Origin of the sequence: Enterovirga sp., assembly GCF_035325185.1 — a bacterium.
Lineage (GTDB): Bacteria > Pseudomonadota > Alphaproteobacteria > Rhizobiales > Beijerinckiaceae > Enterovirga.
The window spans coordinates 1-2,246 of record NZ_DAOLAJ010000177.1; the positions used below are offsets into that span (position 1 = coordinate 1).

Annotated in this window: 1 protein-coding gene and 1 pseudogene; both read right to left on the reverse strand. The window is 69.5% G+C overall.

The annotated features are described in order from the left end of the window. Positions 1-462 (reverse strand): annotated as a pseudogene (locus PKD06_RS18760) (NAD(P)-dependent oxidoreductase); the annotation flags it as partial. Positions 463-506: 44 nt separating this feature from the next. Then, positions 507-2,246 (reverse strand): FAD-linked oxidase C-terminal domain-containing protein (locus PKD06_RS18765; RefSeq protein WP_324382832.1); only part of this gene is annotated, 1,740 nt, incomplete at its 5' end.

Genomic DNA, 2,246 nt, shown 5'->3' on the forward strand with positions numbered 1-2,246 from the left:
CCGGACGCGCTCGCCGGCCGGGCCGCTCGACAGCATCCGCATGGAATAGCCGTGCAGCGGCGTGCCCTCGATCGATCCGTCCCCGAGCAGCGCCCCGCTCGGGGCGAGCTTCGCGGCGACGCCCTGCTTGATCTTCGGCGTGGCGGAGGCGAAGTCGAGGAAGGTGTGTTTGTCCGAGAGGCAGGGCGCGAAGGCGTCGGCGCTCTCGAGCGAGGCCGAGCCCGGCGTCACGCTGAAGATGAGGTCGCTCGCATCGGCAAGCTCCTGGTTCGAGCGGACCAGCGTCACGCCGACTTCTGCGGCGCGGCTCTGGATGAGGTCGGCATAGGGGCCGTCGAAGGCATATTTGTCGTAGCAGAAGATGCTTTCGAGCCCGGCGCCGCGGAGGCCCTTGCCGAGCGTGCTGCCGATCTCGCCGTAGCCGACGAGGCCGAGCCTGAACTGCGTCTTGTCTCCAGACATCCTCTATCTCCAGTCTTCAGACGACGATCCTTCGCCGCCGCGTTTCATGATGATGACCGAACGGGAACATGCTCCGCTGCCTGCGGCCCGGAGCGCAGCGCGTCGAGCAGCGCCTGGACGGGATGCGGCAGGCGAATTCCGTCGATGATCTTGACCTGCGAGCGGCAGGAATAGCCGTCCGCCAGGAGCCCGCCCTCCGCACCCGCTCGGGCCACGTGGCGCGCCCAGCTCAGCCCGTAGATCCGCTCCGACATCGCCCGGTGCTCGGCCTCGTGACCATAGGTTCCGGCCATGCCGCAGCATCCGGAGGGCAGGACGGAGAGCCCGAGCCCGCAGGCTTCGAACACCTTGCCCCATGCGCCGACCGCGGGCTGCGCCGTCGTTCGCTCGGTGCAGTGGGGCAGCAATTGATAATCCCGCCGTGCTGCCGCGCGCGGGAGGAGATCGGGCCGCGCCGCGAGCCATTCCTGGACGAGCTGGACCCGCGGCATGTTCCGCTCCGCCAACGCGGCCGCATATTCGGACCGGTAGGTCAGGGTCATCGAGGGGTCGAGGCCGATCAGGTCGATCCCGGTCGCCGAAAGACGGTTCAGCTCGCTCGCATTGGCGGCGGCAAGCCGCTCGAAAGCGCCCAGGAAGCCGTGGACGTGCAGGGGCTTGCCGTTCGCCCGGAAGGGAGCGAGCCAGGGCCGGATGCCGGCCAGTCGCAGGAAATCGAGGAGATCGAGCAGGACCCGCGTCTCGTAGAAGCTCGTGAAGGCGTCCTGCACGATGACGACGCTGGCCCCTCGCTCGTCGGGCGGGAGCCTCGCGAGGGTCCCGGCATCCGCCATGCCGATGCCGCGGGCGGCGAGCTCGCGTCCGAGATCGAGGCCCGAGAGCCGCGGCGTCTCCACGAGGCCGATCGCCCGCATGAGGGCCGCGCCCGGGCCCGAATGCGACGCCAGGTTCGCGAGGGCGGGCGCTTTCGCCATCCAGGGCACCATGGCCTCGATCCAGCCGACCGCGTAATGCCGGACCGGCCGCAGGTAGCGGCCATGATAAAGCTCGAGGAACTTGGCCCGGAAGCTCGGCACGTCGACCTTGATCGGGCATTGTCCGACACAGGACTTGCAGGCGAGACAGCCGTCCATCGCCTCCTTGACCTCGTCGGAGAAATCGCGCTCGCGGCGCCGCGCGAGGGTGGCGCCGAGCCGTGCCGGGAAGCGTATCCATCCCCGGCCGCCGCGCAGGTCCCGGGCCTCGGCGAGGGGATCGACGCCCTGCTCGGAGAGGAGCCGCAGCCATTCCCGCAGGAGCTGCGCGCGCCCCTTCGGGGAATGGCGCCGCTCGCGCGTCCCTTTCCAGGACGGGCACATGGCATCGTCCGGATCCCAGTTGAAGCAGGCGCCGTTGCCGTTGCAGTGGAGCGCCTCGTCGAACCCGGCCCGGACCTCGGGCGGGATCGCGCGATCGCGCTGTCCCTTGGTCGGCACGCCATCGACGGTGAGGAGACGTCCCTCGCGCGGGGCGACGATCTTCCCGGGATTGAACTGGTTCTGCGGATCGAAAGCCGCCTTGACGGCCTGAAGGGCAGGATAGAGCGGGCCGAAGAAGCGGGGCGAGAATTCGGAGCGCACGCCCTTGCCGTGCTCGCCCCAGAGCAGCCCACCGAATTTCTGCGTGAGCGCGACGACCTCCTCCGTCACGTCGCGGATCAGGCGTTCCTGGGCCGGGTCCTTCATGTCGATGGCCGGGCGGACATGCAGCACGCCGGCATCGACATGGCCGAACATGCCGTAGGC